The sequence below is a fragment of the Paenibacillus sp. A14 genome (assembly GCF_036864815.1).
Taxonomy (GTDB): Bacteria; Bacillota; Bacilli; order Paenibacillales; family Paenibacillaceae; genus Fontibacillus; species Fontibacillus sanfengchensis.
This window is the reverse complement of record NZ_JBAGJD010000009.1, coordinates 61,843-75,959: the sequence shown is the minus strand read 5'-3', so window position 1 is coordinate 75,959 and position 14,117 is coordinate 61,843. Positions and strand designations below refer to the sequence as shown.

At 50.9% G+C, this 14,117-nt stretch carries 10 protein-coding genes; 4 read left to right on the top strand and 6 right to left on the bottom strand.

Translation table 11 applies throughout. The features are described 5' to 3' along the window. The 4 genes from V4U88_RS20875 to V4U88_RS20860 form a co-directional block, all read right to left on the bottom strand. Complete coding sequence (locus V4U88_RS20875; protein ID WP_334075185.1) at positions 1-876, bottom strand: ABC transporter ATP-binding protein; 876 nt, start codon at positions 874-876, stop codon at positions 1-3. A 94-nt stretch (positions 877-970) separates the two neighbouring features. Further along, positions 971-2,056, bottom strand: coding sequence for a sensor histidine kinase (locus V4U88_RS20870; RefSeq protein ID WP_334075184.1), 1,086 nt, complete (start codon positions 2,054-2,056; stop codon positions 971-973). Beyond that, positions 2,053-2,772: a response regulator transcription factor gene (locus V4U88_RS20865; protein ID WP_334075183.1), complete on the bottom strand. Its 720-nt coding sequence runs from the start codon at positions 2,770-2,772 to the stop codon at positions 2,053-2,055. Before V4U88_RS20865 ends, V4U88_RS20870 begins: the two co-directional genes overlap by 4 nt. Before the next feature lie 1,131 nt (positions 2,773-3,903). Beyond that, the gene (locus V4U88_RS20860) at positions 3,904-5,073 is read right to left on the bottom strand and encodes an MFS transporter (RefSeq protein WP_334075182.1); all 1,170 of its coding nucleotides are present in this window, start codon (positions 5,071-5,073) and stop codon (positions 3,904-3,906) included. Between the two features lie 218 nt (positions 5,074-5,291). Between V4U88_RS20860 and V4U88_RS20855 the strand changes: the two genes are divergently transcribed. Together V4U88_RS20855 and V4U88_RS20850 are read left to right on the top strand one after the other, a co-directional pair. Further along, positions 5,292-6,173: an AraC family transcriptional regulator gene (locus V4U88_RS20855; protein ID WP_334075181.1), complete on the top strand. Its 882-nt coding sequence runs from the start codon at positions 5,292-5,294 to the stop codon at positions 6,171-6,173. Between the two features lie 108 nt (positions 6,174-6,281). Beyond that, positions 6,282-7,562, top strand: a complete 1,281-nt coding sequence (locus tag V4U88_RS20850; protein ID WP_334075180.1) for a glycoside hydrolase family 27 protein — start codon at positions 6,282-6,284, stop codon at positions 7,560-7,562. Positions 7,563-7,614: 52 nt separating this feature from the next. Here the strand turns inward: V4U88_RS20850 and V4U88_RS20845 are convergent, their stop codons facing one another. Then, on the bottom strand, positions 7,615-8,529 hold the full coding sequence (locus tag V4U88_RS20845; protein ID WP_334075314.1) for an ArsR/SmtB family transcription factor: 915 nt from the start codon (positions 8,527-8,529) through the stop codon (positions 7,615-7,617). 173 nt (positions 8,530-8,702) lie between these two features. On the opposite strand from V4U88_RS20845, the gene V4U88_RS20840 reads away from it, so the two are divergent. Further along, complete coding sequence (locus tag V4U88_RS20840) at positions 8,703-10,196, top strand: glycoside hydrolase family 43 protein (protein WP_334075179.1); 1,494 nt, start codon at positions 8,703-8,705, stop codon at positions 10,194-10,196. 508 nt (positions 10,197-10,704) lie between these two features. Here V4U88_RS20840 and sigK read toward each other — a convergent pair. Continuing rightward, positions 10,705-11,403, bottom strand: coding sequence for an RNA polymerase sporulation sigma factor SigK (gene sigK / locus V4U88_RS20835; protein ID WP_334075178.1), 699 nt, complete (start codon positions 11,401-11,403; stop codon positions 10,705-10,707). Between the two features lie 393 nt (positions 11,404-11,796). On the opposite strand from sigK, the gene V4U88_RS20830 reads away from it, so the two are divergent. Then, positions 11,797-14,097: a starch-binding protein gene (locus V4U88_RS20830; protein ID WP_334075177.1), complete on the top strand. Its 2,301-nt coding sequence runs from the start codon at positions 11,797-11,799 to the stop codon at positions 14,095-14,097. Positions 14,098-14,117 lie beyond the last annotated feature (20 nt).

Here is a 14,117-nt window from a genome sequence, read left to right as displayed (position 1 = left end):
TTATTCCCCTTCCCCGCCGCACATCCTGGCGTAAAGATAAGCGTCTTCCAGGCTGGGCGTCAACGGGGACGCCAGCGCATCGGGCGGCGATTCCGAAATGATGCGAAGCTCCAGCCCTTCCAATCTCCGTATTGTGCCGTTAATCGTCCAGGTTGCTCGGGCCTCCTGAAGTTTATGCTCCGGAATCAGCAGCGACCATACTTTTCCCTGCACCGTGCGCAGCGCCTCGCCAGGATCGGCCTTCATCAGCAGACTCCCTTTGGACAGGATGGCGATTTGGTCGGCGGTCGCTTCGATATCCGACACGATATGGGTAGAAAGGAGAATAATTCTTTCCCCGGACAAATCCGTCAGCAGACTCCGGAACCGGACCCGCTCCTCCGGATCCAAGCCGACGGTAGGCTCATCGAGAATCAGCAGCCGCGGGTCGTTCAGCAAGGCCTGGGCGATGCCGATGCGCTGACGCATGCCGCCCGAGAAACTGCCGATCGGCCGGCTCCGGACTTCATGGAGATTCAAGAGTTCAAGCAGCTCCAAAATCCTCTTTTTGATTCTCGGCCCGCTAAGTCCCTTTAAAGCCGCGGCGTATTGCAAAAACTCCACCGCATTCAGGTGGGGGTACACCCCCACATCCTGCGGCAGGTAGCCCAATTGGGCCCGAAGCGCATCGGCCCGCTTGCTTATGTTCTCTCCATCCCAGGTAATCGTCCCCTCGGTCGGCCGCGAGATCGTGGCCAGCATGCGCATCAGCGTGGACTTTCCGGCGCCATTCGGTCCGAGCAGCCCGGTAATCCCCGGCTGTAGCGTCATGTTTATTTTTTGCAGCGCCCATTTTCCTTGTTTATAGCGTTTGCTTACATTGTGCAATTCCAACATCTTGAAGGTTCCTCCCGACTTTTTCCTCTGCTCTCAAAGCATTCTAGAGAATGGAAATAAAATCGAGGTAAACAGCAGGTAACGTATATCCTAATTATTTCCCCAAAGGCAACGACACCGTTATTGTAGTCCCTTCGCCTACACGGCTGGAAACGTTGATGCTGCCTTTGTGGGCTCGTACGATTTGATCGGCGATTGCCATGCCCAGGCCCGTACCCTCGGAGTATTTTTCCGTCGTGGTTCCCCGGAAATATTTATGGAATAGCTGCGCCACTGTATCCTCATCCATGCCGGTTCCATCATCGGTAATCGCAATCGCGAGGAAAGAAGTCCGCTTCAGCATTTGTATCCGCACATGGGTTCCGGGCGGATTATGCAGCACGGCATTAATAATGAGGTTATGCAGCGAGCGCTGGAGCAGCTTCTCATCGATCCGCAGCACCGCCCGCGAGACATTCGCTTCGAAGCCAATATGGCATTGGACGGCCCGGGGATCATTGGCCACATCGGCTACGATGCGCCGCACGTATTCGACCAGCTCTTTTTTGACCAAATGCAGCGGCATCTCTTGTCCTTCCAGCCGAAAAGTCAGGCTCAAGTCCCCGATCAGTTCCTCCATATGGCTGGCTTTCGTCTGGATTTCGGTGATAAACTCCGCCTGCTCCCGGGCCGTCCATTCGTGAGAGGAGAGAAGCATATCGGCATATCCTTTGATGTAGGTCAGCGGGGTTTTCAAATCATGGGAGATGCCGGCCATCCACTCTTTTTGCAGCTCGTTCAGCCGGCCCCGTTCCCGTTCGCTTCTCTCCAGAGTTTCCGAGAGCGCCTGCATCTGCAGGATTAACTCCTTCAAAAGACTGTAGGGGGCCTTGATTTTCCTTCCCTCACCGGTACCCAGGCCTTGAAATTTAACGGGATCCCGATAAATGCCGTGTGCCAAACGTTGGATTTTACCGATAACGTAGATCAGCGGCAGCCCGAAATACCAGCCGCAGACAAGGATATAAATCGTAATGAGAACCGCCACGCATATAATGACCCCGTTATCTTGGCGTGCTCCCCCCTCGGGGACCAGGACATCGACCACCGCCAAGCCAAGGCTGATACAGCCGACAAGCAGCACCAGACTGACCAGAAAGTGCACGGTGAGCCGCAAAAAAAATCTGATGCTCAGCCTCATGCCGGTGCGCCCATTTCCGGAGGGATAAAGCGGTAGCCGATTCCGCGCATATTAATGATGATTTTCGGATTCGAAGGATTGGCCTCCAGTTTTTTTCGCAGTCTGGAGATATGGATGACCACCGTCTTTTCGTCCCCTGTAAACGCCGTCCCCCATACCTGGTCGTAAAGCTGCAGGGCGGTAAAGACCTGATTCGGGTGTTCGCACAGAAACGTGAGCAACTCGAACTCCTTGGCCGGACAAGGCGTCTCCCGACCGTTGATGAAGAGTTGGCCCGTGCTTTTATCGATGCGGAAGCAGCCGAAATTCATAGCTTTGCTTTTGACGGGCGGCTGAGTTTTGTAGAACTGCTCTCTTCGCAAATGAGCCTGAATCCGGGCCACCAGTTCCAAAGGGTTAAAAGGCTTGGTCACATAGTCGTCTCCGCCGAATCCGAGTCCCATCACTTTATCCAAATCCCCTGACCTGGCTGTAACGAAAATTATCGGCATATTCGTCCGGCTGCGGATTTCCCGGCACAACTCGAACCCGTCCATATCCGGAAGCATCACATCCAATACGGCGAGATCGAAATCATGAAGCTCCATCAAACGCAGGGCCTCACCCGCCGAGGCCGCGGTAGCGATCCGCTGAAAACCTTCCTTCTGGAGCAGTTTTTCGATCATGGTTAAAATGCCTTTTTCATCATCTACCAGCAAAAGATGCTCTTGTCTCATCACAACCACTACTTTCTTGCTATATTCATCAAAACGATACTTCTAAAATATTGACAGCATTTTCCGGTACGGTCAACGAGGTTTATCAACCATGTAAAAGAGCCGCTCTAGTGGAGCGGCGGACTCTATACCCGTACGGGTGCCAAGGCAAGCGCACCGTGGCCCAGGCGGCGAATATCGCCACTCGGGTAGCCACGCTCTCTGATGATGGACTTACGGGTATGATTGTTTGATGACACCGGGCCGGTTCCTTGGTAGTGAAAACAACAGAAGTTCTTATCCGGTCGGTCGAACTGGATAAGAACTTCTATTCTTTTTATAGAAGAAATAAAATTGGCGTTTGGCCAGGATGTGATAGGGTTTCGGAGATACATTGCCAACATCGACAATTGTAGATATAGAAGCGCCACCACCGTCGGTCGGAGTCTACACACTAACGGGAAAACCTCCCGTTAATTTAGCTTGCTTGGCTCTTCGCTCGGATTTAGCTGGAAAAGCTCCAGCTATTTCGCGGCCCAATGGCCGATATACAGAATTTCAGGCGAATTAACGGGAGGTTTTCCAGCTAAATCACCCCTCCGGCCGCATACGCACCAAATTAACGGGAAGAATTCCTTTTAATTCAAACTAAACAACTAGCACCCCATCAGCCAACCTTGATTAACATAGAATTCCTGCAAATCTGCAAGTTTTTTTCCTGTTCGGAACAAAAATTTCAAGATTCCTGCAATTCTGCAGGAATTTTCGACGAAATAGGCTCGCTTCTCTAAAATCGCTAGGAATACCTGCAGATTTGCATCTTTTTTCGCAAACTCTCGTGGATCGGCCTAAATTCCTGCAGATTTGCATCTTTTGGAGTTGGTAGTGCACTCGGCACCTTGATAGCCAGGGGCTTAATACGGATTAGGATGTCTGTAAGCTTGGGACTGCGTACTTATCTATTACGTAAATCAATAGTTCAACCTATATAGCTTCGAAATTGCTAAAAATTTTTTTCACCCAGGGAATATACCGATTTAATAACTTTGACTGAAATAGATGAGAAACTATCGTATTTTTACGTATAGTCTTGCCTGCTCTTATAAAAGGCTTCGTCATACAGAACTCTTCTGCAGGGGATTTTGCTTCCGGTCAGGAATGGCCTGGCTTTATTAAGTTGTCTTGATGGGCAGCATTCGGGTCTTTGGGAAGCGCAACGAGCACCAAGGGGATCAATGCGGTCATCCCTGCCACGAACACAATATAAGGGACAACATGGCCGAAGGAATCAAATAAAAAGCCCCCCAGCGCGGGTCCGACAATCATGCCGATATTGGAGCCTGTGGAATATTTGCCGTAGGCATCGCCAATGTTATGCTCGGAAATGCTCTTCATAAACATTGCATCCAGCGAGAATTCCAGCATGGAAAATGAAAGGATAAAGCCCATCCAAAACAAGGCGAATATGCTCAGTCTGGAGGAAAACAGAAGGGCGGCAACCGTTATGCCGGACATCACGGTCGATATAACAACCGTCTTGCGGTAACCCATCCGATCGCCAAGTTTGCCCAGATAAGTACCCGAAAATGAAGACACCAGCAAAGGCACCAAGAAGGTAATGGCGATCTCTTCAATATCTGCTTTAAATACAGCTTGCAGGTAAGGAATCAACAAAACGATAATCATGCTGGAGATCAGTCGGAACAGCACATTCACCGTCCAGACTTTGCGTTTCTCGGGTGATAAAACAACACTTTGCGGAATCATCATTCGCTTTGGCTCTTCCGGTCTTAAAGTAAGAGCATAAAGAAGCGCCAACAAGGCGGCTGCTCCGCAAGCTGCGAACAACACCTTCCATCCCTGCAGCAATTCGTAGTTGCTTAATATGTAGAAGCTTAATCCGACGCCGATGAACCCGCCAAGGTTGCGTTTGCTGTCAAAGTGCCCCAATTGTTGTGCTAAATTCGTATTGGCATCGGCAATAAGCCCGAAGACGGAAAGGGTCAGCAGAATGTTTGCGATGCCGTTCAACACTCTTGCGGTCAGCAAAAGCGATAATTGATCGGCCATAGCAAATGTAAAATAGGCTGCGACAAAAAACAAGAAGGACGCAATAAAGATGGAGCGTCTGCTATATTTATCCGACAATTTGCCCAGTACAAGCCGCATCATCAATTGGACGAGTGAGAACACGGAAAACAGAAGGGTAAATTGAAATGTAGTATATCCAAGTTCCTCAGTATACAGCGGCAACAAAACATCAAAAAAGATAAAGGGTAAAGATATAATTATAACTGGAATCGATAATTTTTTATACGGCATTTCCCCACCTCACTTCACAACCTTCTTGCAATGAATACTACCTCAAAGGCCAGCAGTAAATATGTGATTGATTTCTCCCCATAAACTAGCTCGACTTGCCGGCAAAACAATGCACTGTTCAAATCCATGAAGTTCATAGCAAGAATACCGGTTAAGTCGTATGATTAGTTACATACCGCTCTCACCATGGAGGCATCTTCACTACTAGGAGGACATTTATGGACATCCCCAGAGGCACCTACGGCTTTCGGTTCGCCGAAGACAAGGATCTCCAGCTGTGCGTGTTATTTGCGGCCGGCTATGATTCTATCACCGATCCTTCTTATCGCTGGGACGGACTGGAGCGGACCGATGGGCCTCTCCTGCTGTTCCAGTACACTATCTCCGGCGAAGGCGTATATGAGTCGGGGAACCGGACTCACCGTGTCACCGCCGGACAGGCTTTTCTCGCCGAAATTCCGGGACCCCATCGTTATTATTACCACCCGGAATCAAAAGAGCCGTGGGAATTCCTGTTCCTGCTATTCCGGCCCAATCTTATACTGCCTCATTGGCGCAAATTCCTGCGTGAAGCCGGGGAAGTTCCTCATCTGCCCATGGACTGTGCGCCGGTCCGGCTGTCACGAATGATTGTGGTCGATGCGGGAGCGAGCAGAATCTCCGACCCCCTGATCGCGTCGTCTTGCGTCTATCAGTTCATGACGGAACTGGCCCGAATGCCGGCCACAACTCTGCGGGACAGGGAGAACTGGCCTCCGAACGTAAGGCGCGCCGCCGAATATATAGAGCTCAACTATTCCCGGATGATCAGTATCGATCAGCTTTCCGAGCATGTCTCCCTGTCCAAATACCACTTGATCCGCCGGTTTTCGGCCAGCACGGGCCTGACACCCTGCGCTTACTTGACCCGCGTCCGTACCGAGAAGGCCATGGAACTGCTTCGGGGAACCGGCCTTAGCATTGAGGCCATCGCCGAGCGGATTGGCTACTCCAGCGGAAGTTATTTTATCAAAGCGTTCCGCGGCTTGACGGGGCTCACGCCGGGAGAATTCCGCAGCGGGAGCGAAAGCCTTGCGTATCGCAAGCTGTTCTTTGATTAACCGCAATATTTTACTATCGGACTTTCAAGATTACTATAGATATTGCTAATCTCCTTTATTATGATGAACGTGGCAAGAGCAATAACGAATCAGTAAAGGAGCGTTATAATGGATCATAAGCTTACAGCGCCTACTCCGCCGCTAGGCTGGAACAGTTGGGATTGCTACGGCGCGGCCGTAACGGAAGACGAGATTCGGGGCAATGCGGAATACATGGCGAAGCATCTCAAAGCCTTTGGCTGGAGCTACATTACCGTGGATATTCAGTGGTACGAGCCCGAGGCGAATTCCTCTCAATACCGGCCGTTTGTTCCGCTCGTGATGGATGAATATTCCCGGCTGATGCCTGCTGAGAACCGGTTCCCCTCCGCAGCGGGCGGCCAGGGCTTCAAGCCGTTAGCCGATTATGTACACAGTCTTGGACTGCAATTCGGGATTCATATCATGCGCGGCATTCCCCGGCAGGCCGTCCACGCCTCCGCTCCGATTCTGGGTACAGCCGCGACGGCCCGCGATATTGCGCATACAAACTCGATCTGTCCATGGAACACGGATATGTACGGCGTGGATGCCTCAAAGGAAGGGGCTCAGGCCTATTACGATTCTCTCTTTGAACTGTATGCCCAGTGGGGTGTCGACCTGGTGAAGGTGGATGACATCGCGGCCTCCAGGCTGTACGACACCCATCAGCCGGAGATCGCCCTGATCTCCAAAGCGATCGAGCGCTGCGGCCGGCCCATGGTGCTAAGCCTATCCCCCGGACCGGCTCCGGTGGAATACTCGGCGTTCTTCGCCGAGCATGCCAACATGTGGCGAGTCACGGACGACTTCTGGGACCAATGGCCGCTCTTGCTGGATATGTTCGACCGTTGCCGGACATGGCAAGGCGTGCCGCAGGCAGGTTGTTGGCCGGACTGCGACATGCTGCCGCTCGGTCACATCGGTATCCGCTCGGTGGATGGCGGGGGTTCGGACCGCTGGACCCGGTTTACGCGCGACGAGCAGTTGACGATGATGTCGCTCTGGAGCATCTTCCGCTCGCCGCTCATTTTTGGCGGCGAATTGCGGGACTGCGACGACTGGACGCTGTCGCTGCTGACCAATCGCGAGGTGCTGCGCATGCACCGGGAGAGCCGTGGAGCCAAGGAAGCGCTCCGCGAGGGGGATCTTATAGCCTGGACGGCCGAAGGCGCCGAAGGCTCCCGCTACGCTGCCGTATTCAACATCGGCGAGAGCCCGCTGCCGCTGGAGCTGGCCGCCCCACAGATCGGCCTGACAGACACCGCCGCAGGCGCCGAGCTATGGAGCGGAGCGCCAGCCGAGTTTGCGGGAGACGCCTTGCGGACCACAGTGCCGCCGCACGGGGTACGCCTCTACCGTTTCTCTTGAGAATAGAACTAAACAAGAGATCTGCCCGCGACGGGACAGATCTTTTTACATACTAGTGATCGTCGTTAAGGTACACGCGAATTACTATGTCTTGATCGTGATTGCCGAATCCGGAACCGTACAGTGTCAATCCCCCTACGTTAACAGCCTGCTCATCAACCGCGAACCGAAGCGTCCAGAAAGGTTCCCGCAGCTTGATATCCGCGAGGGTCACCTCCGACATTTGCTCACCATCTATAAATGTACCCGACGCATCGATGCGGATCGTCTTCAATAACCCGTATTGATTCACATTTCGATGCCACCATTCGGGTGTATATCTCCCCCGCGCAGCTCTTCCGAAGTCGGCCGGACTTGTCCATATGCCAAGAGAGATGCCGTTGAAGGTGAACTCAATATCCGAAGGCCAGTAATCTCTTAAGCCGGGAGCTTCCGAAGCAATCTCCATGGAGATTTCGATGGCATCCGCCGTTTGATCGGTAAGCAAATAGTTAGGCATTTTGTATTCAACATACCCCCACCCAAACCATAGAATGGCGGCGTGAACCCGCTCGGGATCAAGAAAGTAGCGCGGGTCGTCCCAAACTCCGATTTCTTTCTCGCGCGTGCCCAGCCCGCAAGTAGGATGGACTTCAAAAGCGGTGTAATGGCCGACCGAAATACTCTGCTCTCTGATCTTCGCGGTGCGGCTGGCAGACGGAAGCTCAATCTCGACGTTTTTTTGTTTGAGAAAACACATTTTGTGCGTCCCCCCATTCAGCCGTACCCTGTGACTTCCGATGAGCCCGGCTTGTTCGAGTTTTCGGATATGCATGGTGACGATCGAAGGGCTGAGTTCCAAACGATCCGCGATATCCTTCACATTCATCTCTTGATCGGCAATGAGACTCATGATATTCCACCTTACTTCGCTGGCCAACGCTTCGTATAACGGTATAAATTCCGGGTCCCCGTTCGCTTTGATGATCATCATAGTCTCCTGACCGCATTTATTGAAATCACATATATATTAATTTAAAAGATTTAACATGAACCTTCAAGCCTAATTCATTGTATGACTTTAAACAATGGTGTTTAATTTTCTTAGCTGCTAATCGCGTTAGATTTATATATATGTGAATTTATTAAAGAGGTGGTTCTATGAAATACAATAACCCGGTCATCAAAGGCTTTTATCCCGACCCCAGTGTATGCAAGGTAGAAGATTTCTATTATCTGGTTTGCAGTTCCTTTCAGTACTTCCCCGGCGTTCCGGTTTTTGAGAGCAAAGACCTGATTAACTGGAAGCAAATCGGTCATTGTCTAACCCGAGAGAGTCAGATTCAGCTCGGCGAGGTGGGCAGTTCGGGCGGAGTTTTCGCTCCCACGATCCGGCACCACAACGGGAGATTCTACATGACCACGACCAACGACACCACTCGTCAAAATTTCTATGTTTGGACTGACAATATCTACGGGGATTGGTCCGAACCGATCTATGTGGATCAGGGAGGAATCGATCCCGATTTGTATTTTGAAGACGGAAAGGCCTTCTTTATGAGCAACGGGAAAGACGATAACGGGATTAGCGGAATTGTTCAGTGTGAAATTGACATTGAAACAGGCGGCAAGCTGTCGCCAAGCCGTTCGATTTGGCAAGGAACAGGCGGACGATATTTGGAAAGCCCCCATATGTACAAAATAAATGGCCGGTATTACCTCATGGCCGCTGAGGGCGGAACGGAGTACGGTCATATGGTGGTTTATGCCCGGGGTGAGGCGATCTCCGGTCCGTTCGAAGCCTATCCGAACAATCCCGTACTGACCAACCGCAATCTGGGCGGTTACGAGCTACAGGGGGTTGGCCACGGCGATCTGATTCAAGATCACGACGGAAATTGGTGGATGCTCCATCTGGGCTTCCGTCAAACCGGCCAATGGCTTACCTACCATCACCTTGGCCGCGAAGTGTTTCTTACGCCGGTTACTTTTGGCGAGGACGGCTGGTTTACGGCGGGGCATCACGGCACCACCCTCACGAGTTTTGAGACCGAGCGGATCTCAATTCATGTCGTCCAGCAGGAGAAAAAGACCTTCACTTTCGAGAACACGGATTGGCATTTAGACTGGTGCTACCTCCGTCATCCTGTCACGGAGAACTATCTGTTGGAATCCGACAGAATAAAGCTGAAAGGGACCGGAGTGACGCTGGATGTTCCAGCATCCCCAACATTTATCGGCATTCGCCAAAGGGACTTCAACGCGGAAATCTCTTGCGAGGTAAAGCTGACAACAAGCGGAGAAGCCGGCATCACACTCTATATGGATGAAAATCATCATTATGATTTGGCTGTACGTAAAGAGGAGAGCGGATATAAAGTGATCGAGCGCCTGAATATCGGTGATGTCAAATCCGTTGAGCATGAAGCTGACCTGGAAGGCAGCAATCATGCTACTCTGGTGATCCGGGCAGCCCATGAGCGCTATAGTTTCTTCCTTCACGCAAACGGTGAGGACATCTGCTTAGGCACGGCGCAAACCAGATACCTTTCCTCTGAAGTTGCGGGGGGATTTACGGGCGTACTTATCGGTTTATATACTGTCGGTGAAAGCGCTATGGCCGAGTTTTCCGAATTTAAGTGCGATTATCTTTAAGAAAAGGGCCACCAAAAACGCAAAGCCGGTTGCTCATGATTTAACCTGGAACCGGCTTTACTTTCTTTTTGTCATCATAGCTTTCATTGGAGCCGCTCCGGTTTAGGTTGCCGGATCGGGGATCATGAGGACGGAATGGCCAATCCTCTATGATCCCCGCTTTTTGGATTTAGGAGCACAATGCGAATGAAAAAAGAGAAACTCAACGTCTTTGACATGAGTTTCTCAACAATCTGACCGATAATACTCGGTCATAAAAGTGCTTTATTTGGGCTCTACTCAATTTAAGTTTTTTAAGTCTGATTAGAGAAAGCAAAATCTGTACTCGTAAAGCCTACCAAGGTGTTTTTATCAATACATCTTCATTGCTCATTTGTACATAAATCTAGTTTCTCAAGAATTTATTTAAGGAAAAAAGGTCTTCTCTTTTCAATTTTTCCGCTTATAATTTGGTATTCCTGAATGGCAAAATTCATGAATATCTATATATGAAAATGAGTCAATCCCCTTATTTCTTCTTATAAAACTCATGATACAGCTTCATGAGCGCTCTTTTCTCGATCCGTGACACATAACTCCGGCTGATGCCGAGCTCCTTGGCGATTTCGCGCTGGGTCCGCTCCTCGCCACCATGCTCCAGCCCGAAGCGCCCCTTAATCACTTCCTGTTCGCGTTCATCCAAAATATCGAGATTGCGGTAGATCTTGCTCTTCTCCATTTTGAGCTGGACCCGGTCCACGACGTCGTCGGCTTCCGTGCCGAGGATGTCAATCAGCGTGATCTCGTTTCCTTCCTTATCCATTCCGATCGGATCGTGCAGGGACACGTCCTTGCGGGTTTTCTTGAGCGATCTTAGATGCATCAGAATCTCATTTTCGATACAGCGGGCGGCGAACGTGGCCAGCTTCGTACCCTTGTTCGGCCGGAAGCTTTCGATCGCCTTAATGAGCCCGATCGTTCCAATGGAGATAAGATCCTCCAGGTCCTCGCCGGTGTTATCGAATTTTTTGACGATGTGCGCCACCAACCGCAGGTTATGCTCGATCAGCAAATTGCGGGAAACCGCATCGCCTTCGGCCATCCGCTGCAGATGCCTCGTTTCCTCTTCCTCCGTTAAGGGCTGGGGGAACGCGTTGTTTTTTACGTAGGACACAAGCAGAGTCAGTTGTTTGATAAACAATGCAATGGCAGTAAACAATCCGGGCAAAGAAGACACCTCCTGCTGAATCTCATGACAATGAAACAATCGTTCTTCATGTGGGATCATTTCATTCTATGTGGGCAGGGGCCCAACCGTGCCTGTACGGGGAAAAAGAAACATCGGATATTTAAACAACCCCCTAGCCATGATATCTACGGACGAAGTAGCTTCGAGAACGTGGAGTGAGCGGCTCAAGGAACATCCGCGAAAAGCGCCATGCCTCTCAAAATATAGTATTGACAAATTGTAAAATCAATGAAAAAATGGGATTGTCCAGCAATCGAAATGCAAACGTTTGCCTTAAAATGAAAGCGCAATCATTCGACACACCCTCTCTTATTTACTCCTAATCTCTCAAATGAGATTAGTTGTAAAATAAATTTTAAAGGAGAGTGTAGTATGAGGAGAAAGAAAAGGCCCGGCGGGGCGCGAATCTGGAGTATTGTTCTGTTTGTAGCAATGTTATTGCAAACGATCGGCTTTACTCCCGAAGCACGGGCGGATGCCGATGTTCGGCAGTTGGGCGGTTCGGATGCCCAGCTAACGGCTGCCGCGGATTACGGACTCCCGGAAAGGACGAAGGACGGACTTATTTTTCATGCGTGGAACTGGTCTTTTGACAACATCACCAGGAACCTTCCGGAACTGGCTCAGGCGGGATTTAAAGCGGTGCAAACTTCGCCTATCCAAGGCAGCAAGGAAGGATTGACAGAAGGCAACAAGTGGTGGATTTTATACCAGCCCGTTAACTTTAAAATCGGCAACTCGCAATTGGGGAGCAGGGATGATTTCAGACGGCTTTGCCAGGAGGCGGAAAAATACGGCATCAGTATTATCGTTGATGTTATCGCCAATCATACGGGGAATGCGGGCGGCGGAAATCAGCAGTATCACTCGGCGCATAATGTCGATCCGGAGATTAAGAATAACCGCTATTTCTGGCATGAAGCCAGAGGCGTGGAAAACTGGAATGACCGTTGGCAAGTCACACAGTGGGGAATCAGCCTGCCCGACCTTAATACGTCCAACCAGGAATTGCAAAATATCATTATCAGTTTCCTAAATGACGCCATTTCCTTGGGCGCCGACGGCTTCAGATTCGACGCCGCCAAGCACATCGAGCTGCCCAACGATCCTGCGGGCTCCAACTTCTGGCCCCGAGTCCTAGGTTCGTTGAACAACAAAGACAGATTGTTTAATTATGGCGAAGTGCTTCAAGGTGGAGCCGACAACTTTGCCGGCTATGCCAATTATCTCAGTTTGGCGGCCCCCAACTACGGAAACAGTATCAGAAGCGCCGTCGGTTATCACGGCGGTATCCATGTTGAGGCAGCCAAATCTTTTAACGCCAATAATGTAAGCCCTTCCAAATTAGTCACCTGGGTTGAATCGCACGACACTTATGCCAACGACAACGGCGAATCAACGGGAATGAACGATTGGCAGATCAAAATGGGCTGGGCCATCATCGCCTCCCGGGCGGAGACGACCTCCCTGTTCTTCAACAGACCGGCGGGCGGCGGGAAATTCGCTCACCGGCTCGGCGACGCGGGGAATACGCTCTGGAAAGACCCGGATATCGCCGCCGTTAATAAGTTCCACAATGCCATGGTAGGTCAAGACGAATACCTTAGAACGCAAGGCAATCAAATCATGCTGGTTGAACGCGGAACTAAAGGTATGACAATTGTGAATCTTGGCGGCAATGCTCAAATCAACTCCCCCACCAGACTGGCGGATGGCGTTTACCAGGACAGTGCCAGCGGGGGTGGATCGTTCACGGTATCTAACGGCAGAATCACCGGTCACCTGGACGGAGGCAGAATCGCCGTACTGTACAATACGGCACAACAAACTCCGACAGTATCCGTGGATCCCGCGGACGGTGCTTTCTTTACGGATTCTGTTAACGTCAGAATGAACTACTCCAATGCACATTCGGCAACCTACACGTTGAACGGGGATCCTGCGACTCCGTTCAGATCGGGAGATTCGGTCAGCATAGGCGCCGGGGCTCCTATCGGATCGACGTTTGTCTTGAAAATCGTCGCTGCGAACTCGTCCGGCCAAACCGAGAAGATATTCAAGTATTCGAAGGAGGACCCGAGCACGGGCGAAGAGATGAAGGTTTATTTCTATAAGCCGGCGGATTGGGGTGCTCCCAACATTTATTATTACGACGAGACGTTGACTCCCAAGAAGGAAAATGCGGCCTGGCCGGGAGTTCCGATGCAAAGCGAGGGGAACGGCTGGTATTCCCATACCATTTCCGGCTGGAGCCAAGCCAATGTTCTGTTTAACAGCGGCGGAAAACAAATGCCCGGCTCCGGGCAGCAAGGTTACCTGATTAGCGGGACCTCCTGGATCAAGGACGGCATTGTGACGGAGGAAGAGCCCGTTGCCGGCAAGGTGCCCGTGACCTTCGTCATCAAAAATGCAAACGTTTTCCAAGGCCAAAGTGTCTATTTGACCGGCAATATTCCGGAGCTTGGGGACTGGAATCCGGTCCATGCGGTCGAATCGGCACAAAATCCGAATTCCCAGGATTGGACACTCACGATTAATTTGTCGGAAGGCGAAAATATCGAATTCAAAGCAATCAAGAAGTTTGAAAACCAGGTTGTGTGGGAAGGAGGACAAAATCACCGCTACACCGTCTTCAGGGACAACCCTGTGGTCGAGTTCCATTTTTACAATTAGGGTCTAAACTTTGCGGAGAT

Excerpts from the sequence above, each read along its gene's own strand:
- V4U88_RS20875 (WP_334075185.1), bottom strand. The coding sequence starts at position 876 with ATGTTGGAATTGCACAATGTAAGCAAACGCTATAAACAAGGAAAATGG.
- V4U88_RS20870 (WP_334075184.1), bottom strand. The coding sequence starts at position 2,056 with ATGAGGCTGAGCATCAGATTTTTTTTGCGGCTCACCGTGCACTTTCTG.
- V4U88_RS20865 (WP_334075183.1), bottom strand. The coding sequence starts at position 2,772 with ATGAGACAAGAGCATCTTTTGCTGGTAGATGATGAAAAAGGCATTTTA.
- V4U88_RS20860 (WP_334075182.1), bottom strand. The coding sequence starts at position 5,073 with ATGCCGTATAAAAAATTATCGATTCCAGTTATAATTATATCTTTACCC.
- V4U88_RS20855 (WP_334075181.1), top strand. The coding sequence starts at position 5,292 with ATGGACATCCCCAGAGGCACCTACGGCTTTCGGTTCGCCGAAGACAAG.
- V4U88_RS20850 (WP_334075180.1), top strand. The coding sequence starts at position 6,282 with ATGGATCATAAGCTTACAGCGCCTACTCCGCCGCTAGGCTGGAACAGT.
- V4U88_RS20840 (WP_334075179.1), top strand. The coding sequence starts at position 8,703 with ATGAAATACAATAACCCGGTCATCAAAGGCTTTTATCCCGACCCCAGT.
- V4U88_RS20830 (WP_334075177.1), top strand. The coding sequence starts at position 11,797 with ATGAGGAGAAAGAAAAGGCCCGGCGGGGCGCGAATCTGGAGTATTGTT.